This window comes from Pseudomonas auratipiscis, from assembly GCF_036324085.1.
Taxonomy (GTDB): domain Bacteria; phylum Pseudomonadota; class Gammaproteobacteria; order Pseudomonadales; family Pseudomonadaceae; genus Aquipseudomonas; species Aquipseudomonas auratipiscis.
In genome coordinates this window covers 108,339-130,621 of sequence record NZ_JAZDCU010000016.1, presented here as the reverse complement: position 1 = coordinate 130,621, position 22,283 = coordinate 108,339, and the positions used below count along the sequence as shown (strand labels likewise).

At 59.9% G+C, this 22,283-nt stretch carries 17 protein-coding genes; 11 read left to right on the top strand and 6 right to left on the bottom strand.

The window, feature by feature from the left end; translation table 11 throughout:
* Positions 1-456: 456 nt before the first annotated feature.
* Both V0R60_RS20630 and V0R60_RS20625 read right to left on the bottom strand, forming a co-directional pair.
* Entirely contained in the window at positions 457-939 is a 483-nt protein-coding gene (locus tag V0R60_RS20630) for a copper chaperone PCu(A)C (protein WP_375547284.1), read from the bottom strand.
* A complete protein-coding gene (locus V0R60_RS20625; RefSeq protein WP_038611884.1) occupies positions 939-1,550 on the bottom strand; it encodes an SCO family protein in 612 nt (203 codons plus the stop codon). Before V0R60_RS20625 ends, V0R60_RS20630 begins: the two co-directional genes overlap by 1 nt.
* A 253-nt stretch (positions 1,551-1,803) precedes the next feature.
* Between V0R60_RS20625 and V0R60_RS20620 the strand changes: the two genes are divergently transcribed.
* Positions 1,804-2,583 carry a TSUP family transporter gene (locus V0R60_RS20620; RefSeq protein WP_330080197.1) on the top strand — a complete coding sequence of 260 codons (780 nt, stop codon included), beginning with the start codon at positions 1,804-1,806 and terminating at the stop codon, positions 2,581-2,583.
* Here V0R60_RS20620 and nudC read toward each other — a convergent pair.
* Entirely contained in the window at positions 2,551-3,381 is an 831-nt protein-coding gene (gene nudC, locus V0R60_RS20615) for an NAD(+) diphosphatase (protein ID WP_136475666.1), read from the bottom strand. The genes V0R60_RS20620 and nudC overlap by 33 nt on opposite strands.
* 33 nt (positions 3,382-3,414) lie before the next feature.
* Positions 3,415-4,227 (bottom strand): crotonase/enoyl-CoA hydratase family protein, encoded by an 813-nt coding sequence (locus V0R60_RS20610; RefSeq protein ID WP_136478918.1) that lies wholly within the window; start codon positions 4,225-4,227, stop codon positions 3,415-3,417.
* Between the two features lie 189 nt (positions 4,228-4,416).
* Between V0R60_RS20610 and nhaB the strand changes: the two genes are divergently transcribed.
* Positions 4,417-5,919 (top strand): sodium/proton antiporter NhaB, encoded by a 1,503-nt coding sequence (gene nhaB / locus V0R60_RS20605; RefSeq protein WP_330080198.1) that lies wholly within the window; start codon positions 4,417-4,419, stop codon positions 5,917-5,919.
* A gap of 38 nt (positions 5,920-5,957) precedes the next feature.
* Here the strand turns inward: nhaB and zwf are convergent, their stop codons facing one another.
* Positions 5,958-7,457, bottom strand: coding sequence for a glucose-6-phosphate dehydrogenase (zwf, locus tag V0R60_RS20600; RefSeq protein ID WP_330080199.1), 1,500 nt, complete (start codon positions 7,455-7,457; stop codon positions 5,958-5,960).
* Positions 7,454-8,437, bottom strand: coding sequence for a phosphogluconate dehydrogenase (NAD(+)-dependent, decarboxylating) (gene gnd, locus V0R60_RS20595; RefSeq protein WP_375547285.1), 984 nt, complete (start codon positions 8,435-8,437; stop codon positions 7,454-7,456). Before gnd ends, zwf begins: the two co-directional genes overlap by 4 nt.
* Before the next feature lie 195 nt (positions 8,438-8,632).
* Here gnd and V0R60_RS20590 point away from each other — a divergent pair, with 195 nt between their 5' ends.
* From V0R60_RS20590 to V0R60_RS20550, 9 genes are all read left to right on the top strand, one after another.
* Positions 8,633-8,800, top strand: coding sequence for a DUF6026 family protein (locus tag V0R60_RS20590; protein WP_168198456.1), 168 nt, complete (start codon positions 8,633-8,635; stop codon positions 8,798-8,800).
* 546 nt (positions 8,801-9,346) lie between these two features.
* On the top strand, positions 9,347-10,906 hold the full coding sequence (gene glgA / locus V0R60_RS20585; RefSeq protein WP_203540975.1) for a glycogen synthase GlgA: 1,560 nt from the start codon (positions 9,347-9,349) through the stop codon (positions 10,904-10,906).
* A gap of 16 nt (positions 10,907-10,922) precedes the next feature.
* Positions 10,923-12,701, top strand: coding sequence for a malto-oligosyltrehalose trehalohydrolase (treZ, locus tag V0R60_RS20580; protein ID WP_330080200.1), 1,779 nt, complete (start codon positions 10,923-10,925; stop codon positions 12,699-12,701).
* Positions 12,694-14,763 (top strand): 4-alpha-glucanotransferase, encoded by a 2,070-nt coding sequence (malQ, locus tag V0R60_RS20575; RefSeq protein WP_330080201.1) that lies wholly within the window; start codon positions 12,694-12,696, stop codon positions 14,761-14,763. Before treZ ends, malQ begins: the two co-directional genes overlap by 8 nt.
* Positions 14,760-17,528 carry a malto-oligosyltrehalose synthase gene (locus tag V0R60_RS20570; RefSeq protein ID WP_330080202.1) on the top strand — a complete coding sequence of 923 codons (2,769 nt, stop codon included), beginning with the start codon at positions 14,760-14,762 and terminating at the stop codon, positions 17,526-17,528. Before malQ ends, V0R60_RS20570 begins: the two co-directional genes overlap by 4 nt.
* Positions 17,529-17,545: 17 nt before the next feature.
* The gene (locus V0R60_RS20565) at positions 17,546-17,806 is read left to right on the top strand and encodes a DUF2934 domain-containing protein (RefSeq protein WP_330080203.1); all 261 of its coding nucleotides are present in this window, start codon (positions 17,546-17,548) and stop codon (positions 17,804-17,806) included.
* 75 nt (positions 17,807-17,881) lie between these two features.
* Positions 17,882-20,026, top strand: a complete 2,145-nt coding sequence (gene glgX / locus V0R60_RS20560) for a glycogen debranching protein GlgX (RefSeq protein ID WP_330080204.1) — start codon at positions 17,882-17,884, stop codon at positions 20,024-20,026.
* A 62-nt stretch (positions 20,027-20,088) separates the two neighbouring features.
* The gene (locus tag V0R60_RS20555) at positions 20,089-20,883 is read left to right on the top strand and encodes an endonuclease/exonuclease/phosphatase family protein (protein WP_136475656.1); all 795 of its coding nucleotides are present in this window, start codon (positions 20,089-20,091) and stop codon (positions 20,881-20,883) included.
* A 312-nt stretch (positions 20,884-21,195) separates the two neighbouring features.
* Entirely contained in the window at positions 21,196-22,278 is a 1,083-nt protein-coding gene (locus V0R60_RS20550; protein ID WP_330080205.1) for an autotransporter outer membrane beta-barrel domain-containing protein, read from the top strand.
* The last annotated feature ends 5 nt before the right edge of the window (positions 22,279-22,283 follow it).

The following is a 22,283-nucleotide window of genomic DNA, read 5'->3' as shown; positions in this document are numbered from 1 at the left end:
ACCCGACTACGCAATACCTACACTCAGCCTACTGAAGGGACGATCCAGGGTGTCTGGGCTGGCGATGTACGAAGAGCTAGATCAACATCAAAAGCTGAACACCAGCGCCTTGCAGTTGCAGTTGCTGTGCTTCTACCTACACAAATCGTGCAGACGCCACAAATCGTCCCTTCAGCAGGCCGAATGGAACCCTTGCGTAGTGGGGCAACGGCCATGGATAGCCGGCGATAATGTGTCAACTATGTCTCCGTACACGTGTCCACCATGTGTCCAGTCCATACACCCCGACAAAAGTGGGTCGCCGTAAAGGCGAAACCAGCCAGTAGTGCCACCCCATCAAACGGATATGCCCATCGGAAACTTGAGCCACATTCCGGTACGTAGTCGTTGGCACAAAAAAACCAGGCTACCGTCCTTGACAGCAGCCTGGCTTTCATAAGCCCCGTCGGCAGGCAATCAATGCATGTGGTCGTGACCGCCATGCATGGCTTCGGCGTTCAACGCACGAACCGGCGCCTGGATCTGAAGGGTCTGCTTCTGGCCCTTGGCATCTTCGACCACAAGCGTCAGCGGCACCTGCTCGCCTTCCTTGACCTGCTGCTTGAGCTTCATGAGCATGACGTGATAACCGTTCGGGTCCAGACTCACAGCCTTGCCGGCCGGCAGATGAACGCTGTGCACTTGCTTCATGCCCATGACATCGTTGTCCATGGTCATCTGGTGCACCTGGACAATTTCGGCCACCGGCGACTGCACATCCACCAATTTGCTGTCGGTGCTGGCGGTCAACACCATGAAAGCACCGGTCGATTGCTGGTGCGGCACGGTTGCGCGAACCCAGGCGTCCTTGACGCTGGTTTCGGCCATGGCCGGCAATGCCAGGCCAATCAGGGCCAGGGCGGCCAGGGTGCGTTTGAAAGGTTGGGCAGTGTAACGCATCAACATACCTCCATGACCGTGAGCAAATCTTCCGTACACTCTTTGGCGGTCAGTGAATGAGACAGTCCCAGGCGCAGTTGGCCACGGGAATCGAAGACGTAGCTGGTAGAGGTGTGCGAGATGGTGTAGGTGTCGCCACTGGGCACCTTTTCGTAGAACACACCGAATTCCTTGGCGGCCGCGGCAGTCTCTTCGAGCGTACCGGTCAGTGCTACGAAGGAAGGGTCGAAAGCCTTGACGTAGGCATCGAGCACCTCTGGCGTGTCGCGCTCAGGGTCAAGGCTGATGAATACCACCTGCAGGAAACCGCCATCGCGGCCCATCAACTTCTTGATTTGCGCAGCACGCGCCAACGTGGTCGGACACACGGCCGGACACTGGGTAAAGCCGAAGAATACCATCGGCATGGAGCCCCAAAAGCTCGACAACGTACGCGGGTTTCCTTGGGTGTCCTTGAGTTTGAACGAGCGACCAAGGATCTTGTTGCTCATGTCCTTGCCATACTTGAAGTCGAGCGCACCACCAGAGCGGGGGTCGCAACCTGCCAGAACGCCAAGGCTCAGCAGGCTGATCCCGGCCATGACCTGGCGCCGGGTCAGTAAATCAGTCATGTAACCATCCTTTTGGGAGGGTGTTGTGCCTCATGGTCGAGGCCTGTCGAGAAAGCGCGACATTTTGTCATGTTGCCCAGCCGGGGTTCCAGCCTCTATTGCCCCGTACGTCTGTATCCCTTTATTTTCGGGGTGCGGCCGGTTGTCGCAGAAGGTGCCAGGATCTGATTCCCTGACAGACTGCCTTGATCTCCTTTAACATGCCGACCGTCAGGCGCAGCTCCTTCTGTGCCCAACCGATTAAGCCCATGCCATGCCTTTCGAACTTAGCGTAGATCTGACCACCCTCGCCATTCTCGCCGCCGTTGCCTTTGTTGCCGGATTCATCGATGCCATCGCCGGCGGCGGCGGTCTGCTGACCACCCCTGCCCTGCTCACCGCCGGCATGCCCCCGCACCTGGTGCTGGGCACCAACAAGCTGAGCTCGACCTTCGGCTCGGCCACCGCCGGATTCACCTATTACCGCCGCAAGCTGTTTCACCCGGCGCAGTGGCGCCATGCATTGGCCGGTACCTTTGTCGGTGCATTGATCGGCGCTGTCGTTGCGCATTACCTTCCAGCCGTGTGGCTGAACAAGATGCTGCCGGTCATCGTGTTTCTCTGCGGGGTGTACCTGCTGTTCGGCGGCACGCCAAAGGCGCCGCTGGACGCCGATGTACCCGTGAAGAAGAAATGGCAACTGCCCCAGGGACTGACCCTGGGCTTCTATGATGGCGTTGCAGGTCCTGGCACCGGGGCGTTCTGGACCGTCAGCACGCTGCTGCTCTACCCCATCGACCTGGTGAAAGCCAGTGGCGTGGCACGCAGCATGAACTTCGTCAGTAACGCTGCGGCCCTGTCGGTGTTCATCTTTTCCGGTCAGGTCGACTGGCTGGTGGGCTTGTCGATGGGCTCGGCGCTGATGGTCGGGGCCTTCTTCGGTGCGCGTACCGCCATCAGCGGTGGCAGCAAGTTCATTCGCCCGGTCTTCATTACCGTGGTACTGGCCCTGACCGTACGTCTAGCGTGGCAACACTGGTTCGGGCAGGCCTAAGCGGCGCGCCACATACAGATCGATGAGGTAACGGGCAATCGAGCGCCCCGCTGGCAACGGCGGTAGCGCATCGACCCGGAACCACTGCGCATCTTCAATCTCGTCCGCCTGCATGACGATCTCGCCGCTGGCATATTCGGCATGAAAACCAAGCATCATCGAGTGCGGGAACGGCCAGCACTGGCTGCCCACGTACTGAATGTTCTGCACCTCGATGGCTACTTCTTCGCGCACCTCTCGCACCAGGCAATCTTCGGCCGACTCGCCGGGTTCGGCAAAGCCTGCCAGGGTGCTGTAGACCCCGGTGACAAAACGCGGTGAGCGGGCCAGGAGAATTTCGTCGCCACGGGTGATGAGTACGATCATGCTGGGCGAAATACGCGGATAGCTGCGTAGGTCACAAGGCTGGCAATACATTGCCCGCTCCAGATGAACCTGGGTCATGGCTTGGCCACAGCTGCCGCAAAAGCGATGTTCACGGGCCCAAGTGCCGATCTGGGCGGCATAGCCGAGGATTTTGTAGGTGTCGAAATCACCCTCGAGCATGAACTGGCGCAGCCCGCGCCAACTGCAGCCGGCGACCGTCTGGGCGCTGTTGAGTTCGAGCAAGTACACCGGCTGGCCATCAAAATGGCCGACACCGTGCTCGAACGCTACATCGAGTTCTTGACGCTTGAGCCAGTCGCGCGGAAACAGCGCGCCGTTGTCATCAACCAGGAAGCCCTCGCGACAGCGAGCGACTGCCCAGCCGCCTGCGAGGTTCGTATCCAGTACTGCGGTGGTCCAACGCACAGCCATGTTCCGGTTCCTTGCGCGGGCCCGCCGCTGCAATCAGTCGGCGAACTCGGGTTTCTGTTTGCTCATATGGGCAGCCATGGCTACCCGTAGATCGGCGGATTGCAGCATGGCAGCGTTCCAGGTGGCAATGTACTCCAGGCCATCGTCGATACGGTGATCGCGCATATAGCTGAGCATTTCCTTGGTGCCGGCCACGGCAATCGGTGATTTTCCCGCAATTTCAGCGGCAATGGCAAAGACTCCTTCAAGCAATGCCTCATGGTCATCGTAGACGCGATTGACCAAGCCGATACGCAGGGCTTCGTCAGCCTCGACAGTACGCCCGGTATAGGCCAGCTCACGCATGATGCCATCGCCAATGATGCGCGGCAGACGCTGCAAGGTGCCGACGTCGGCAGCCATACCCATATCGATTTCCTTGATCGAGAACTGCGCGTCCTGGCTGCAGTAACGCATGTCGCAGGCCGAAACCAGGTCGATGGCGCCGCCAATGCAGTAACCCTGGATCGCCGCCAGCACCGGCTTGCGGCAGTTGTCCACGGCGTTGAACGAGGCTTGCATGCGCAAGATCGTGCGGCGTAGCAAACGGGCGTTGCGCCCCACGTCCTTGCCCAGCTCGTTGGCCACCGACGCCAGCATCATCAGGTCGATGCCAGAAGAGAAGTGCTTACCTGCCCCGCTGATCACCACCGCACGCACAGCGTCGGTTTCATCGATCCACTTGAAGACTTCGACGATCTCGCTCCAGAACGCCGCGTTCATGGCGTTGTACTTTTCCGGGCGGTTGATCTGCACGTGGGCGATGCTGTTCTTCAGCTCGACCTTGAATGCCTTAAATTCGGTCAGTTCTACTTCGAGTGCCTGGTAGTCGCTCACAATTGCATTCCTTGAGAGGGGCTGGATCAATTTGCCGACTATATCAAGGCTGGCAACGGGACCGAGGCAGCGGTTGTGCCAAAACCGGGACTTTTACCTTGATCTGGCGGCCTGTATCCGGCACTTTGCGCTCCTGTAGAATTATTAGGATACATTTTCATGTCCCGCTCTCTGGCCGGCGCCCTGGCCCACAACTTCCTTGGGCAGTCGCCCCGTTGGTACAAGGCCACCCTGTGCCTGTTCCTGATCCTCAATCCGCTGCTGCTGTTTACCCTGGGGCCGGTCGTCACCGGCTGGGCGCTGGTGATCGAGTTCATCTTCACCCTGGGGATGGCGCTCAAGTGCTATCCACTGATGCCCGGCGGCTTGCTGGTATTAGAAGCGTTGATACTGGGCATGAGTACGCCCCAGGCGCTTTACAATGAGCTGCAGCACAACTTTCCGGTGATCCTGCTGCTGATGTTCATGGTCGCCGGTATCTACTTCATGAAGGACCTGCTGTTGTTTCTGTTCTCGCGGATTCTGCTCGGGGTCCGCTCCAAAGCAGTCCTGGCCTTGCTGTTCTGCTTTCTCTCGGCCTTCCTGTCGGCCTTTCTCGATGCGCTGACCGTTACCGCCGTGATCATCAGCGCAGCTGTTGGCTTCTACTCGGTCTATCACCGGGTGGCCTCGGGGTTCAATCCACGGGAAGAGTCGAACCTGGACAGCGACCATGACATCGCTCAGATGCAACGCGACGACCTTCAGCAGTTTCGCGCCTTCCTGCGCAGCCTGCTGATGCATGGCGCAGTCGGTACCGCCTTGGGTGGGGTCTGCACGCTGGTGGGCGAACCGCAGAACCTGCTTATCGGCCATGAAATGGGCTGGCACTTTGCGGACTTTTTCCTCAAGGTCGCGCCGGTGTCCCTGCCGGTGCTGGTCGCGGGCCTGGTGACCTGCGTATTGCTGGAAAAGCTGCGCTGGTTCGGCTACGGCACCCTGCTGCCCGATAGCGTGCGCCAGGTGTTGGCCAGTTACGCGGCCGAAGACGACGCCCAGCGCACCACGCAACAACGCGCTGCCCTGTGGGTACAAGGCCTGGCCGCGCTGATCCTGATTGTCGGCCTGGGTTTGCACATTGCCGAAGTGGGCTTGATTGGTCTGCTGGTGATTGTCTTGATCACGGCATTCACCGGCATCACCGATGAACATCGCTTGGGCCGCGCCTTCCAGGACGCCATGCCGTTTACCGCGTTGCTGGTGGTGTTCTTTGCCGTGGTTGCGGTGATTCATGATCAGCAGCTGTTTACACCGCTGATCCAGTGGGTGCTGGCGCTACCGACCGAACAGCAACCGGGCATGCTGTTCATTGCCAATGGCCTGCTATCGGCAATCAGCGACAACGTGTTCGTCGCGACCATTTACATCACCGAAGTCAAACAGGCGTTCCTTGACGGTCACATGACCCGCGAGCACTTCGAAACCCTGGCGGTGGCCATTAACACCGGCACCAACCTGCCAAGCGTCGCCACGCCCAATGGCCAGGCCGCCTTTCTGTTCCTGCTGACCTCGGCGATTGCCCCCTTGATTCGCCTGTCCTACGGACGGATGGTGTGGATGGCACTACCGTATACCGTGGTCATGGGTGGCCTGGGTTGGTGGGCAGTCACTTACTGGCTGTAACAGCCCCAGCGCAATACACAGGTCGGTGGGCGCGAGATTCAACCGATCGGATGCCAAACCCGTCGGTCCCGGCTCAGCAGTTCCTCAGCTGCCGCCGGGCCATCCTCGCCAGCCGCATAGGGCTGCACCTCCCCCCCCTGCTTCCAGGCATCGAGAAACGGCTGCACCGCACGCCAGCCGTTCTCGATATTGTCGGCGCGTTGAAACAGGGTCTGGTCCCCGGTCAGGCAATCGTAAATCAAGGTTTCATACCCCGTGGAGGGCTGCATCTTGAAGAAGTCCTTGTAGGCAAACCCCAGCTCGATGTTCTCCATCGCCAGTGCTGGCCCCGGACGCTTGGCCTGCAAGTCGAACCACATGCCTTCGTTGGGCTGGATCTGTATGCGCAGGTAATTGGGCTGCAGCCGCTCGACCTCGGTGTCGCGAAACTGCGCGTAAGGCGCAGGTTTGAAGCAAATGGCGATTTCCGTGTCGCGCACGCTCATGCGTTTGCCTGTACGCAGGTAGAACGGCACGCCGACCCAGCGCCAGTTGTCGATCATCACCTTCAAGGCCACGAAGGTTTCAGTCTCGCTCTGCGGATCGACCCGCGGCTCTTGACGGTAACCGGCGACCTTTTTGCGTCCTTGCTTGCCTGCGGTGTACTGGCCGCGTACAGAGTTCTTCAGTGCCATGGTCTTGGACCAGGGTCGGATCGCCCCAATCACCTTGGCTTTTTCGCTGCGCACTGCATCTGCACCGAAGGCCGCTGGCGGCTCCATGGCCACCATGGCCAATAGTTGGAACAGATGGTTGGGGACCATGTCGCGCAAGGCCCCGGTGCTATCGTAAAAGCCGCCACGGCTTTCCACGCCAACGGTTTCGGCAGCGGTAATCTGCACATGGTCGATGTAATGGTTATTCCAGAAGGCTTCGAAAATACCGTTGGAGAAGCGGCTGACAAGGATGTTCTGCACGGTTTCCTTGCCCAGGTAATGATCGATGCGGTAAATCTGCTTTTCACTCATGACCTTGAGCAAGCAAGCATTGAGCGCCTCGGCGCTGGCCAGGTCCGAGCCGAAGGGTTTTTCCACCACCACCCGGCGAAAGCCCTCGCTTTCATCAAGCAGCCCAGCGGCGCCAAGACGCTGCACCACCTCGCTGAAAAAGCGTGGGGACGTGGCGAGGTAAAACACCGCATTGGCACTGGGGTTCTTTTCTATACGCCGGGCGATAGCCTGATAGGTCGCCTCGTCGAGAAAGTCGCCTGTCTGGTAGCCAATACGCTTTGCCAGACGGTTCCAGAGCTTTTCATCCAGGCAGGGGGCGCCCGAACTGGCCTTGTCGCGTTCATGCATGAATGCTTGCAGGCGCTGGGCGAACTCCGTGTCGCTGGCAGCATTGTGGTCAACCCCGACGATTCGCAGGTTTTTATCCAGCAAGCCGTCGCGACTGAGGTTGTACAGCGCCGGCATGAGCAAACGCTTTACCAGATCGCCATTGGCGCCAAACAGGAACAAGGTGCACGGGGGTGCCGCTTCGATAGGTGTATTGCTCATTCGACTTTTTTCTCGACGTGACCACCGAATCCGAAGCGCATCGCCGAAAGCATGCGGTCGGCGTAGGTGCCTTGCTGCTGGCGCGAGCGAAAGCGTGCGAACAGGGCACTGGACAACACCGGCACCGGCACCGCCTGCTCGACGGCCGCGTCAATGGTCCAACGTCCCTCGCCACTGTCGGCGACAGCACCGCTGTAACCACCCAACTGCGGATCGGCCACCAGCGCATCGGCGGTCAGGTCCAGCAACCATGAGGTCACCACGCTGCCGCGCCGCCAGACTTCGGCAATCTCGGCCACATCCAGGTAAAAGCGCTGCTCGACCGGCAAGGCCTCGCTGCCTTTGCTTTTGAGAATATCGAACCCCTCGGCATAGGCCTGCATCAGGCCGTACTCGATGCCGTTGTGAATCATTTTCACATAGTGCCCGGCACCTGCCGGACCGGCATGGATATAGCCCTGCTCGGCACGCCCGGCCGGCCCGCTGCGACCCCGCGTGCGAGGAATGCTGCCAACGCCAGGCGCCAGTGTGGCGAACAGCGGATCGAGGCGCTCGACCACCGCTTGCTCACCCCCGATCATCATGCAATAGCCGCGTTCCAGCCCCCAGACCCCGCCTGAAGTGCCGACATCGACATAATGCAGCTGACGCTTGGCCAGCTCCGTGGCGCGGCGGATGTCATCCTTGTAGAACGTGTTGCCACCATCGATGATCACATCGTCCGCGTCGAGCAAATCAGCCAGTTGGCTAATAGTCTGCTCGGTCGCCTCACCAGCCGGAAGCATCACCCAGACCGCGCGCGGCTTTTCCAGCTTGGCGACCAGTGCGCCCAAGTCGTGCGCGCCATTCGCCCCTTCGCCCATCAAGGTCTTGACTGCGCTGTGGTCGCGGTCATGCACCACCATCCGGTGGCCTTCGCGCATCAAGCGCCGTGCAATGTTACCGCCCATGCGGCCCAGCCCCACGATTCCCAGTTGCATGTGCCGATGCTCCCAATTGATGAAAACAGACTTTCAAGCCTTCAAGATTAGTCCAGCCTTGGACTGCCAGGTTCAGCGACGAACGGCAAGACAGCGCCAAATAAAAAAGTTCCCATGACAGAAAAAAGAATTCAGAATCCCGTCCCGTCGAGCGGCTACGCTTGTAACAGTAATCAGCCATTCGCGAGGTGTGTAATGGGAACCCTTCTACCGAAAATGCCGCCGCAAACCCTTTACGTAACCGTTCACAGGGATGAATTGCGCCGTTTACGCGAAGAACGCGACCAGTTGCTGCAACAGGTTGCGCAACTGAATCAGAAATTACAGCAAACCCAGGCAGGCACCGCCGCTACACATGCTTGAACCGCCTGCGATCGGCCTCTGCTACAGCCCCTGACAGGCCGATCGCGCAGCAACATCTGTGATGCGTGGGAGTTGGAATTGCCGGCGACGGCACTCCTGCGCAGCCAATCGGGGACGAATTCGCTCCCATCAGTCAGTAAGAAACACTTCCTTCCCCATCCCGAAATTGCAACACAAAAGGCTTACGTTTGCGCGACAAACGCACAAAGGTAAGCAAAGTGACCAGCGGGTCACATTTTTCGCGTTATCTCTCCTACACTCAGTATTCGGCCACGAGATTGTCCGGAAAAGTCGATTAAAAAAAGTAGAACTTTCTGATTTGGCCGTAGGTCAGCAATTGAAGTAGGCCATCGTTTCTGGAAAACCAGACGCAGCCCAGCCACCCCTGATAGTCACCACGTTGTCGGCATGACGGCCACTACGCGTTGCGCTTGTGCGCACGGTTTCGGGGCGAAGGATCGCATTCAGCAATACCACACACAGAGAGAGCTTTAGCAAACACACAACAACGGGTGACCACACCCGCACATAGGGACGGAAAGAAGTATGATCAGTGCCGCTGTCGAACCTCATGTAGAGCATTTCACCCCGGATAACCGCGCGTCTCTGACCACGGACTTCAACACGACAGCCAAGGCACCTGGCGGCGATTCCCGGCACAATCCGAACAAGCGCAAAGTCTTGTTCGTCACTTCGGAAATCGCCGACCTGGTCAAGACCGGCGGCTTGGGCGACGTTTCTGCCGCCCTACCGCGGGCGATGCGACACCTGCATGATGTGCGTGTACTCATTCCCGGCTACCCACAGGTGTTGGAGAGCGACAACCCCATTCACCTGGTCGGTGAACTGGGCGGCCATGCTGCCTTGCCACCCTGCAAGATCGGGCGCATGGATTTGACCGATGGCTTGGTCATTTATGTGCTCATCTGCCCCGAGTTGTATCAGCGCGAAGGCACTCCCTATGGTGCCAACAACGGCCGCGATTGGCCGGATAACCACATCCGTTTCGCCCGTCTGGGCCTGGCCGCCGCCGAGATTGCCGCGGGTGAAGGCATGGTTCACTGGAAGCCCGACCTGGTTCACGCCCATGACTGGCCAGCGGGCCTGGCGCCCGCTTACATGCATTGGCGCGGCTTGCAAACACCCACCTTGTTCACCATCCACAACCTGGCTTATCAAGGTGTGGTGAGCCGCGCCTGCTGCCCGGAACTGGCAATTCCCGACCATGCCCTGCAACAGGAAGGCATGGAGTTCTATGGCAAGCTGTCGTTCCTCAAAGCGGGCCTTGCCTACTCCAGCCACATCACCACCGTCAGCGCCACCTATGCGCGGGAGATCACCACGCCGGACTTCGGCTGCGGCCTCGATGGCTTTCTTGGCAGCAAGGCCCAGCAAGGCCTGCTCAGTGGCATCCCCAACGGCATCGATGAAAGCTGGGATTCGGCCAGCGACCCGCATCTGGATCACCCCTTCAGCCTCAACGACTGGGACGGCAAGGCCGTCAATAGCCAACAGGTACGCGACCTTTTCGAGCTCAAGCCTTCCAGCGGCCCGTTGTTCGCCGTGGTTTCTCGGCTGGTGTACCAGAAGGGCCTGGACCTGACTCTGGGCGTCGCCGACTACATTGTCAGCCAGGGCGGCCAGATCGCGATCATCGGGCGCGGTGAGCCGGAAGAAGAACAAGCCATGCGCGAACTGGCCCTGCGCTATCCCGGTCAGGTCGGTGTACGCATCGGCTTCAACGAAACCGATGCCCGGCGCATGTTTGCCGGCAGTGACTTCCTGTTGATGCCATCACGCTACGAACCCTGCGGCCTGAGCCAGATGTATGCGCAGCGCTTCGGATCGCTTCCGGTGGCACGCAATACCGGCGGCCTGGCTGACACCATTGAAAACGGTGTTACCGGTTTTCTGTTCGATGAGTCCACGGTTGAAAGCTATCGCGAGGCCATCAGCCGGGCCTTCTATGTCTATGGCAAAAAAGATTTGCTTGGCGCTATGCGCTGCCTGGCCATGACCCAGCCATTCAACTGGTGCCAGGCGGTGGAACCCTATGCGCGGCTGTATGAGGAGTTGGTGGAGCGGGCTTTAGTAGCTGGACGCTAAGTGCGAGGTGGCACTCATGCCCTTAAGGTCAGATCAGTTTGCGACCCACGGGGCCGTAATGCTTGATAACGAAACGGTACGCTTTGCGTTGTGGGCACCCGATGCCCACAGCGTCGAAGTGTGCCTGGACACCGGTCAGCGCTTGCCCTTGCAGCGCGGAACTGAAGGATGGTTCCGCGCGCGCTGGCCTGCGGTGCCCGGCACCCTGTACCAATTTTGCATCAATGGCGATCAACAGGTTGCCGACCCCGCCTCGCGCTTCCAACCTGAGGGTGTGCATGGCCCAAGCCAGGTGATCGACCCCGCGGCGTATTGCTGGAAACACAAAAGCTGGCAAGGCCGCCCATGGCATGAGGCGGTGATTTACGAAATACACGTCGGCCTGGCAGGAGGCTACAACGGCGTGATCGCACAGCTGCCGCGTCTGGCGACATTGGGTGTGACGGCCATCGAACTGATGCCCATCGCGCAGTTCCCTGGTGAGCGCAACTGGGGCTATGACGGGGTTTTGCCGTTTGCCCCGCAACACAACTACGGTACGCCCGAGCAATTGTGCCAATTGATCGATCAGGCCCATGCTCATGGCCTGATGGTGATACTGGACGTGGTTTACAACCACTTTGGTCCAGACGGCAACTACCTCAATCACTATGCGAGCGGGTTCTTTCGTCAGGACCAACACACGCCCTGGGGCGCCGCCATTGATTTTCGTCGCCGCCAGGTTCGCGACTTCTACATTGAAAATGCCTTGATGTGGCTGCACGACTACCGCTTCGATGGGTTGCGCCTGGATGCAGTCCACGCCATCGATGATCCGGATTTCCTCCGGGTGTTCAGCCAGCGTGTACGCCACACCATCCCTGCCGACCGACATGTGTGGCTGGTCCTGGAGAATGAACACAACCAGGCGAGCCTATTGGAAAAGGACTTCGACGGGCAGTGGAACGACGACGGCCACAACGCCTTGCACGTGCTGCTGACCGGCGAAGATGAGGGCTACTATGCCGACTATTGCCAGGCCACCCTGCCCAAGCTGGCCAGATGCCTGGGCCAGGGTTTCGTCTTCCAAGGTGAGCCGGACCGTAACGGACGCCTGCGCGGCGAACCCAGTGCTCATTTACCCCCAGGCGCCTTCGTGCTGTTCTTGCAGAACCACGACCAGGTAGGCAATCGCGCCAAAGGCGAGCGCCTGACCCAGCTCTGTTCGCCCCAGGCATTGCGCGCCGCCACTACCCTGCTGTTGCTGTCACCCATGGTGCCGCTGCTGTTCATGGGTGAAGAATGGCAAAGCGAACAACCCTTCTTGTTCTTTACCGATCACCATGACGAGTTGGCCGATGCCGTACGGGAAGGCCGACGTGCAGAGTTCGCCGGTTTCCAAGCCTTCACCCACCCTGAACAACGGGCGACCATCCCCGATCCCAACGCCTTGGATACGTTCGCGGCCTCTGTGCTTAGTATTCCCGATGAAGTCCAATCCGGCGGGCAAGCGTTCTACCAACAGCTGTTGCACTTGCGCCACCAGCACCTCACCCCGCGCCTGCCTGGTTGTCGCGCCCTCGGTGCCGAGGTCATCGCCGAGAAAGCACTCACGGCCTCATGGCAGTTGGCTGATAAACGCATATTGCGCATCGACATGAATCTGGGCAGCACTGCCGTCCCGTACACAGTGCCCGCAGCGCGCACCCATCTTTTCTGCAGTGCAGCCGATGCGCTGGGCGGCGATGAATTGCCGCCCTACAGCACCTTGGTGAGCCTGCTACCCCCTCAAACCTCGGAGCCTGCCCATGAGTGATGCACATCTGCAGCAACTGGCGCTGTTGGCCGGTATTTCTGTGGAGTGGATTGACGCCAACGGCCGCCCGCAACGCGTCAGCGACAGCGCCTTGCGCCAGGTACTGGCCGGATTGGGCCATCCAGCGAACGATGACGTGCAGATAGCCACCAGCCTACAAGCGCTCAAGACTGCCCATGATAGCCGGCACTTGCCACCATTGTTTACCGTAGATGTGCAGCAGGAACTCGACCTGTCGGCCTTTTTCCCCGTGGGCAGTCCCTGCCGGATCCATCTGGAGGACGGCAGCGAGCAACAACTGCAACTGAATGATCGTAGTGCGCTGCCAGCCGGGTTGCCGATTGGCTATCACCAGGTGCAAATCAGCCAACAACACTTTTGCCTGGCGGTGGCTCCCACCCGCGCCTTCGGCCTTGACGATGCCCTGAACACGCCCACGCCGCGCTGCTGGGGCATCAGTGCCCAGCTCTACAGCCTGCGCCGCGAAGGTGACGGTGGTTTCGGCGATTGCCTGGCGCTCGAAGCGCTGGCGCGCAGTGCCGCCGAGCGTGGTGCTGACGCATTGGCGATCAGCCCGATGCATGCCATGTTCGCCAGTGACAGCCATCGCTACAGCCCCTACTCGCCTTCAAGTCGCTTGTTTCTGAACAGCCTGTACGCAAGCCCCTCGGCGATTCTAGGCGAGCGAGTGGTGCGTCTTGCCGTGGAAACCCTGGGCCTGGAAGACAAGCTGCAAGCGCTCGAACAACTGAACCTGATCGACTGGCCCCAAGCGACTGCCAGCCGCTACCAGGTGCTGCGTTGCCTGTACGAAGACTTCATCGATGGTGACCATCCGCTGCGCGTCGACTTCGACAGCTATCGAGCGCAGGCCGGTGATGCCTTGGAGCAACACTGCCGGTTCGAAGCGCTGCAGCTCGAAGCCCAGGCACGCGGGCTTGCCCCCGACTGGCGCCAATGGCCTGAGGCTTGGCATGACCCACAAAACCTGGAGGTGGCGACATTCGCTGCGCAACAGCCAGAGCAAATCCAGTTTCACGCCTTCTGCCAATGGCTGATCGAGCGCTGCCTGCAACGCGCCCAGGATGCCGCACGCAGCAACGGCATGGCCATCGGCCTGATCGCTGACTTGGCAGTGGGTGCCGACGGGGCTGGTAGTCAAGCCTGGAGCCGTCAGGATGAACTGTTGGCCGGGCTCAACGTCGGTGCCCCGCCAGACATTCTCAATCGCGCAGGGCAAAATTGGGGGATCTGTGCGTTCTCACCCGAAGGTTTGCGGCGCAATGGCTACCGCGCCTTCATTGAAATGCTGCGGGCCAACTTTGCCCATGCCGGCGGCTTGCGCATCGACCATATCATGGGCCTGCAACGTCTATGGCTGATTCCCCTGGGCGCGCAGGCCAGCGAAGGGGCCTACCTGAATTATCCGCTCGACGACCTGCTGCGCATATTGTGCCTGGAGTCCGTGCGCCACCAGGCCATCGTCCTCGGCGAAGACCTGGGCACCGTCCCTGAAGGCCTACGTGAAAAACTCGCTAAGCGGGCAATTCTCGGCATGCGCGTGTTGCAGTTCGAGCAAGACCCACCCGGTCACTTCACCCCCATACTCGACTGGCCGGACAACGCCCTGGCGACCACCAGTACCCACGATCTGCCGACCTTGGCCGGCTGGCTGCAGGCCCGCGACATTGACTGGAGCCAACGCCTTTCGCTGATCGATGCCGACACCGAACGCCAATGGCGGATCACCCGCGAACACGAGCGCCAGGGCTTGCAGAAAATCCTTGAGAACAACTACGCCGTGCATGCAGACGACGAGGCCAGGATCGACGCCTGCATCCGCTTTCTGGGGCATACCCGGGCGCCGCTGGTGCTGCTGCCTCTGGAAGACCTGCTGGGTATCGACGAGCAGCCCAATCTGCCAGGTACCATCGACACACACCCCAACTGGCGACGGCGCCTTGCCCAGCCGGCCAGCGAGCTACTGGACGATACCGACGCCGCTCGCCGCCTGGAGCTACTGGCCCAGGCCCGCGAGCAAGCCTGGGAGCGCGACCTTTGAAAGCTTTGAATGCCACCTTGCGCCTGCAGTTTCATGCCGGTTTCACCCTCGACGATGCACTGCCACTGGTGCCCTACTTTGCCCGCCTGGGGATCAGCCATCTGTATGCTTCGCCACTGCTCAGCGCTCGTCCCGGCTCAATGCATGGCTATGACGTCATCGACCCTACCCGCGTCAACCCGGAGCTGGGTGGCGAAGCCGCGCTGGTCAGGCTGGTTTCAGCGTTGCGCCAACATGGCATGGGCCTGATCCTCGACATTGTCTCCAACCACATGGCTGTGGGCTGCGAGAACCCCTGGTGGCAGGATCTGCTGACGTGGGGGCGACGCAGCCGCTATGGCGGCTTTTTCGACGTCCAGTGGCACTCCTCCGACCCCTTGCTGCAAGGCCAGTTGCTGCTGCCTTTTTTAGCCAGTGACTACGGCGCAACCCTGCATGCCGGAGAGATCCCTCTGTGCTTCCAGGCGCAGGACGGCAGCTTTCATATCCGCCACCACGAACACCGTTTTCCCATCAGCCCCACCGATTACGGGCAAATCCTGTGCCTGAGTGAAAACACTGCGTTGCAGGGTCTGGGCATGCGCTTTGCTGCCTTGCACAGTGCGACCCAGGCAGCCGACAAGGCTGTGCTGTTGCGCCAGGAGCTGGTGGCGATGGCCGATCCGTTGCACATTGAACAGTTGCTCACCGCTTTCGATGGCCGCACCGGCCCGGGCGCCGAGCGCCTGCATGGTTTACTCGAACATCAGGCTTATCGACTGGCCAGCTGGCGTACCGCCGCCGATGACATCAATTGGCGGCGCTTTTTCGATGTCAACGAACTGGCCGGCCTGCGGGTGGAGCGCAATGAAGTGTTCGAAGCCACCCATCAGAAGATCTTCGACTTGATCCGCGCAGGTCTGGTCGACGGCCTGCGTATCGACCATATCGATGGCCTGGCCGATCCACGCAGCTACTGCCGCAAACTGCGGCGCCGTGTCGATGCTCTGCTGGCCGAGCGACCGCTGAGTACCGCATTGGAACACCTGCCGATCTATGTCGAGAAGATCCTAGGCGCCGGCGAACAGTTGCACCGTGACTGGGGGGTGGATGGCACCACGGGTTATGAGTTCATGAACCAGATCAGCCTGCTGCAACATGACCCCGCAGGCGAAGCGATCCTCAGTGAAGCCTGGAGCACCCTGAGCGAACGCCCAGCATTCGGTGAAGAGGTGCGCCTGGCCCGCCAGCAAGTACTCAACACCGGCCTTGCCGGTGATTTTGAGTCTGTCGCCCAGGCACTGCTGCAAGTGGCTCGCGATGACCTGATGAGCCGCGACCTGACCCTGGGTGCCATTCGCCGGGTGCTGCAGGCGCTGGTCGAACACTACCCGGTGTATCGCACCTACCTGCATGCCGGTGGCCGTTCGCAACAGGATGCACCGTTCTTCGACCATGCCCTGGCCGGTGCCCGGCAAAGCCTGGGCGAAGGCGACTGGCCGGTGCTCGACTACCTGCAATACTGGCTTGGCGGCCAACCCTGGCGCAGCCTGCCGCCAGGGCGGCGGCGCAAGCACTTGCGCCACGCCTGCATCCGTTTTCAACAATTGACTGCGCCGACCGCAGCCAAGGCGGTGGAAGACACTGCATTCTATCGCTCAGCCCTGCTGCTTTCGCGCAACGATGTCGGCTTTGACGCCGAGCGATTCAGCGCCCCGGCGCAGGCTTTTCATCAGGCCTGCGCACAGCGTTTACAGCAGTTTCCGCACAATCTGTTGTGTACTGCCACCCATGATCACAAACGTGGTGAAGACCTGCGCGCACGCTTGGCGGTTTTAAGCGAACGCAGTGAATGGTTCGTGAGTCGCGTCGAGCACTGGCGCGAGCTCGCTGCACCACTACGCAGCAACCTTGCCGACGGCATCGCCCCGGAGCCTGGTGATGAGTGGATGCTTTACCAAACCCTGCTTGGCAGTTGGCCGTTAGAGCTGGACGAAGGCGACGCTCTGGCAGTGCAAGCCTACGTGGAGCGCTTGCAGCAATGGCAACGCAAAGCCTTGCGCGAAGCCAAGCTGCGCAGCAGCTGGAACGCACCGAACGAGGACTATGAAAAAGCGTGCCTGAGCTTCATCGAGAATCTGCTACTGGCCCCGGAAAACCAGCAACTGCGCCACTCACTGGCCCAGGCCACGCAGTCGATAGCCTGCGCCGGGGCGGTCAACAGCCTGGGGCAATGCCTGCTGCGCATGACCGTTCCCGGAGTGCCCGACTTGTACCAGGGCAATGAGTTCTGGGACTTCAGCCTGGTCGATCCCGATAACCGTCGCCCGGTGGATTACTACACGCGCCGACATGCGCTGGATGAAAGCACCAGCATGGCGCAGTTGCTTGAGCAATGGCGCGGCGGCCAGGTCAAGCAAGCGCTGATCAACCAGGTGCTGGAGCGACGCCAACAGTACCAGGCGCTGTTTGCCCAAGGCCGCTACCTGCCGCTGCAAGTACAAGGTAGACACGCCGAGCAGGTATTGGCGTTCGCCCGAGTAAGCGATGAAGCCCAAGCGATAGTCGTGGTGCCGCGCCTGGCCTGTGGCTTGCTTGGTGATACCCCGATCCCGTTGATCCCGGCACAGAACTGGGACGACACCCGGCTGATTTTGCCGTTTGCCCTGTCACCTGCCAATTGCTCGGGACTTTTTGCCAGCAGTGCAGTCACAGCCTCAAGGGAGCTGTTACTCAGCGTTGTACTCAAGGAGTTCCCGGTCAACCTGTTGATTAATCATGCCTAAACCTCAGGAGCGTCGAGATGAGTATTGATGACAAACGTATTAGCGAGTTTGCCTACCAGATCTGGGAGTCGGAAGGTAAACCCGAAGGCCAGGAGTCGCGCCACTGGGAGATGGCACGCAAGCTCGCCGAGGCTGAATCCCTGGCGCCCAAAGTCACGCCGCGAAAAGCCAAGGCCAAGCCGACGCCGACAGCCACGGCGGAGGTAGCGGTGTCGAGCAAAAAACCCGCCCCGGCAGCGAAAAAGCCGCGAACGACGAAAAAACCACCCGTTGCATGATCCGTAATGCGGGGCAGTCCCGTTCATCAAGGAGCGGGCTTGCCCCGTAATGAACCGAATCAGTCAAGGAGACTTATGAAAACACCCACGCAAGCTGTCGAACCCTCGCGCATTCGCGAAGGCCTGCCATTTCCGCTTGGCGCAAGCTGGGACGGCTTGGGGGTCAACTTCGCCCTGTTCTCTGCCCATGCCACCAAGGTCGAGCTGTGCCTGTTCGACGCCAGCGGTGAGGTAGAACTTGAACGTATCGAGCTACCGGAATACACCGACGAGATCTTTCACGGCTACTTGCCCGATGCCCACCCGGGGCAGATCTACGGCTACCGTGTGCACGGTCCGTACGAGCCGCAGAACGGCCATCGCTTCAACCCCAACAAATTATTGATCGACCCTTACGCCAAGCAACTGGTGGGCAGTCTGAAATGGTCCGAGGCGTTGTTCGGCTACACCATTGGTCACCCCGATGGCGACCTCAGTTTCGATGAGCGCGACAGCGCCCCATTCGTACCCAAGTGCAAGGTCATCGACCCGGCCTACACCTGGGGTCGCGATCAACGTGTCGGCGTGCCCTGGGACCGCACCATCATTTACGAAGCCCATGTACGCGGCATCAGCATGCGCCACCCGGCAGTGCCCGAAGACAATCGTGGCACCTTTGCAGGCCTGATGTGCGACGAGTTGCTCAACCATATAAAGCAACTGGGCGTCACTTCCATCGAGCTGCTGCCGATCCATGCCTTCGTCAGCGACCAGCACCTGCTGCAAAAGGGCCTGGACAATTACTGGGGCTACAACAGCATCGCGTTTTTCGCCCCGCATCCACGCTACCTGGCCAACGGCAAGATCGCCGAGTTCAAGGAAATGGTCGCGCACTTGCACGACGCTGGTCTGGAGCTAATTCTCGATGTGGTCTACAACCACACTGCAGAAGGCAATGAACTGGGCCCGACCCTGTCCATGCGCGGTATCGACAACGCCTCGTATTACCGGCTGATGCCCGACGACAAGCGTTTCTACATCAACGATTCCGGCACCGGCAACACCTTGGACCTGAGTCACCCTTGCGTACTGCAACTGGTTACCGATTCGCTGCGCTACTGGGCCGGCGAGATGCATGTAGACGGCTTTCGCTTCGACCTGGCCACCATCCTTGGCCGCTACCACGACGGTTTCAATGAACGTCACAGCTTCCTGGTTGCCTGTCGCCAGGACCCGCTGCTGCGGCAGGTCAAGCTAATTGCCGAGCCTTGGGATTGCGGCCCGGGTGGCTATCAGGTGGGCAACTTTGCTCCAGGCTGGGCGGAGTGGAACGACCGCTTTCGCGACACCGTGCGGGCTTTCTGGAAAGGCGATGAAGGTCAGTTGGCCGAGTTTGCCGCACGCATGACCGCTTCCGGCGAGCTGTTCAACCGCCGTGGTCGTCGCGCCTACGCCTCGGTGAACTTCATTACCGCCCACGACGGCTTCACCCTGCGCGACCTGGTCTCGTACAACGACAAGCACAACGAGGACAACGACGAAGACAACCAAGATGGCAGCAACAACAACCTGTCCTGGAACCACGGCGCCGAAGGTGCCACCGATGACCCGGAAATCAATGCATTGCGCCTGCGCCAGATGCGCAACTTTTTCGCCACCCTGCTGCTCGCCCAGGGCACGCCCATGATCGTTGCAGGAGACGAATTCAGTCGTACTCAACACGGCAACAACAATGCCTATTGCCAGGACAGCGAAATCGGCTGGATCAATTGGGAACTCGACGACGAAGGCAGTGCACTGCTCAAGTTTGTCAAACGCCTGACCAAGCTGCGCCTGAACTATCCGGTGTTGCGCCGCTCGCGCTTTCTGGTGGGTGACTACAATGAGGCCATCGGGGTCAAGGATGTTACGTGGCTCGCGCCTGACGCCAGCGAGATGAGTGTCGAGCAATGGGAGGACAGCCAGGGGCGCTGCCTGGGCATGTTGATGGATGGCCGCGCACAGGTGAGCGGCATACAGCGACCCGGTGAGGATGCCACCTTGTTGTTGATCGTCAACTCCCATCACGACAATGTCACCTTCACGTTGCCGCAGGTACCTGAAGGCGAGCACTGGAATTGTCTGCTCGACACCGATCGACCGCAGTTGCGCAAGGGTGAACGCCATGAGTTCGAAAGTACCCTGGAGGTGACGGGGCGATCGCTGATGCTGCTGGAACTGCAACGCGAAGATGACAGTTGAGGCTGGGAACTGACACATTGGGTATCAGTCTCAAGCAGTAGGCTTGAAGATCAGGAGCAACCGTGAATCCCGAACCGGACCCCACGCTGATTACCACTACCCAACAGGCGCCCGCCGTGCGGCGCCTGAAGGTGTTGACCGTCAACACCCACAAAGGCTTCACAGCCTTCAATCGCCGCTTCATCCTGCCGGAGTTGCGCGAGGCAGTGCGCAGTACCGAAGCCGACATCGTTTTCCTCCAGGAAGTGCTCGGCAGTCACGACCGGCATGCCGCGCGCCACGCCGGCTGGCCGCAGACGTCTCAGTACGAGTTTCTTGCCGACAGCATGTGGACCGATTTCGCCTATGGCCGCAACGCCGTCTATCCCGATGGCCATCACGGCAATGCCTTATTGTCCAAGTACCCGATCATCGAACACCGCAATCTGGATGTCTCGATTACCGGCCCGGAACGACGCGGGCTGCTGCACTGCATACTCGACGTGCCCGGTCAGCATCAGGTTCACGCCGTGTGCGTGCATTTGTCGCTGCTGGAAAGCCACAGGCAAAAGCAGCTGCAGTTGCTACGCCGATTACTCGACTCGCTACCCGCTGAAGCACCGGTGATCATCGCTGGCGACTTCAATGACTGGAAGCTGCAAGGCAACCGCACGTTGGGCCTGCACCGTGGCCTGCACGAGGCGTTCGAGCGCCATCATGGCTTGTTGGCGCGCACCTACCCCGCTCGGTTGCCGCTGTTGCGCCTGGATCGTATCTACCTGCGCAATGCCAACAGTCATGCGCCACGCATCCTCGGCAACAAACCGTGGAGCCACCTCTCCGATCATCTGCCGCTGGCTGTCGAGGTGCAGCTTTAGCAATGATTCGGCATTAGACGCGGGTATGCAAAGATCCATCACGTCTATCTAATGTAAATAATTGTTTAATTTCAGCACACTACCCTGCTTAACTTCTTGACAACATGCGCTTCACGCTTTCTTGACGCCCGCCGTCTCCTCTCCTTAGCTACATGTAATGCAGCATTGCATAACTCCATTGCGAGCCTCTAGCTCGCGCCTTTCGGCGCGCGGCGGAGACCCGTTTTGCTGGTTTGGGTCGCCCTCTGGTTTTGCCTTACAGCTCGTGACATCAGGCCAGAACCTTGGCTGTTACAACAGAGGAGATCCGCCATGAAAAAAACGCTGAATCGCGCACGCTGTGAGTACGCTTTCTACGCGATTTCCACGTCGCTGCTGATCGCAAGCCCGTTGGAAGCATTTGCGTTCGAACTCCAGAATGACGATCCCTTCAATACACTGGTGCAAGCGCAGGCACAGTTCCTGCCAATGCTGTCATTGAACCCCGTCAATGCCAGCGGCATAGGCCTGGCGACCCTGAGCGCGTTCTCCGAGCGCATGGCCGAACGCAATACGCCAGCCGCCCCCGAGCTCATGACCAGTCAGTGGGCACAATTTTTTCCGGTGCCGTTGAGAACCAGTGCTCCTGCTGCGACCCGACTGGATGCTGCCAACCAGAGCCTGCAGATCAGCCCGGACTTGTTCGTCCGCGAAACCAGCGCCGGTAACATCCATCGCATCGGATTCTTCGTCGGGCACAGCAGCCTGCAAAGCGGCTTCGATGGCATGCGCAAACCGCAGGTCGGTGACAAGAAGTCCAACGTCAATCTTGAAGGTGAAAGCCTGGGTATGTACTGGAGCATGACCCACGATCAGGGCTGGCACGTGGATGCGGTGGCCATGGGCACCCGTTTCGACGTCAACGGCCGCAGCGAAAACGGCCAGCGTCTGGATGGCGATGGTCATGCCCTGACCTTGTCGGTTGAAGGTGGCTACCCCATCAGCCTTGGCGCCAACTGGACAATCGAACCCCAGGCGCAATTGATCAACCAACAGTATTTCCCCGGCAGCCAGACCCAAACCGACACGCAACAAGCCTTCGACCAACAACCTAACTGGACCGGCCGGGTCGGCGCCAAGTTGTCCGCACGCTACAACCTGCGGGGCATGCCCATAGAGCCCTTCCTGCGCACGAATGTGTGGTACGACTTTACCAACGCCGACACCGTGTCACTGGACAAGGTCGACAAGATCAGCAGCGGGCGCAACTCCGCCACGGTTGAAGTGGGCTTGGGGCTGGTGGCCAGGGTAACGCCTAAAGTGGCGTTGTTCGTCAGTGCCGACTACAGCACCGATGTGGACGACAACGATCTCAATGGCTTGATTGGCAACCTTGGGGTCAGGGTCAGATGGTGAAGGTG

What these genes read in the sequence shown, in the direction of transcription:
- V0R60_RS20630 (WP_375547284.1), bottom strand. Translation starts at nt 939, where the DNA reads ATGCGTTACACTGCCCAACCTTTCAAACGCACCCTGGCCGCCCTGGCC.
- V0R60_RS20625 (WP_038611884.1), bottom strand. Translation starts at nt 1,550, where the DNA reads ATGACTGATTTACTGACCCGGCGCCAGGTCATGGCCGGGATCAGCCTG.
- V0R60_RS20620 (WP_330080197.1), top strand. Translation starts at nt 1,804, where the DNA reads ATGCCTTTCGAACTTAGCGTAGATCTGACCACCCTCGCCATTCTCGCC.
- nudC (WP_136475666.1), bottom strand. Translation starts at nt 3,381, where the DNA reads ATGGCTGTGCGTTGGACCACCGCAGTACTGGATACGAACCTCGCAGGC.
- nhaB (WP_330080198.1), top strand. Translation starts at nt 4,417, where the DNA reads ATGTCCCGCTCTCTGGCCGGCGCCCTGGCCCACAACTTCCTTGGGCAG.
- zwf (WP_330080199.1), bottom strand. Translation starts at nt 7,457, where the DNA reads ATGAGCAATACACCTATCGAAGCGGCACCCCCGTGCACCTTGTTCCTG.
- gnd (WP_375547285.1), bottom strand. Translation starts at nt 8,437, where the DNA reads ATGCAACTGGGAATCGTGGGGCTGGGCCGCATGGGCGGTAACATTGCA.
- V0R60_RS20590 (WP_168198456.1), top strand. Translation starts at nt 8,633, where the DNA reads ATGGGAACCCTTCTACCGAAAATGCCGCCGCAAACCCTTTACGTAACC.
- glgA (WP_203540975.1), top strand. Translation starts at nt 9,347, where the DNA reads ATGATCAGTGCCGCTGTCGAACCTCATGTAGAGCATTTCACCCCGGAT.
- treZ (WP_330080200.1), top strand. Translation starts at nt 10,923, where the DNA reads ATGCCCTTAAGGTCAGATCAGTTTGCGACCCACGGGGCCGTAATGCTT.
- malQ (WP_330080201.1), top strand. Translation starts at nt 12,694, where the DNA reads ATGAGTGATGCACATCTGCAGCAACTGGCGCTGTTGGCCGGTATTTCT.
- V0R60_RS20565 (WP_330080203.1), top strand. Translation starts at nt 17,546, where the DNA reads ATGAGTATTGATGACAAACGTATTAGCGAGTTTGCCTACCAGATCTGG.
- glgX (WP_330080204.1), top strand. Translation starts at nt 17,882, where the DNA reads ATGAAAACACCCACGCAAGCTGTCGAACCCTCGCGCATTCGCGAAGGC.
- V0R60_RS20550 (WP_330080205.1), top strand. Translation starts at nt 21,196, where the DNA reads ATGAAAAAAACGCTGAATCGCGCACGCTGTGAGTACGCTTTCTACGCG.